The sequence below is a fragment of the Peribacillus sp. SIMBA_075 genome (assembly GCF_046534585.1).
On record NZ_JAWRYN010001379.1, the window covers coordinates 1 to 244 of the forward strand.

Below are 244 nucleotides of genomic sequence, written 5' to 3' on the forward strand. Positions count from 1 at the left end.
CGATACCCCAAAGGAAGAATTCCGAAAAAGCTCGCGAAGCTATCGATGTCGATGCCGGCCATCCGCAAATATCTTGGTGTTGAAGCGGAAACCTTGGATTATATGGACTGGCAAGCGCAATTTGATACGCGAAACGCTCAGGCCTTATTGAAGGATAGCGGGATCCGGCCAGCGGATTTTCTGGAGACAATACCCGCCATGGTGGCATTTTACAACGAACACAAAAAAGACCGCGCGTATCATG

General features: G+C 49.6%; 1 pseudogene. It reads left to right on the forward strand.

The features are described from left to right. Positions 1–45: 45 nt before the first annotated feature. Positions 46–244 (forward strand): annotated as a pseudogene (locus tag SB775_RS32855) (SDR family oxidoreductase); the annotation flags it as partial.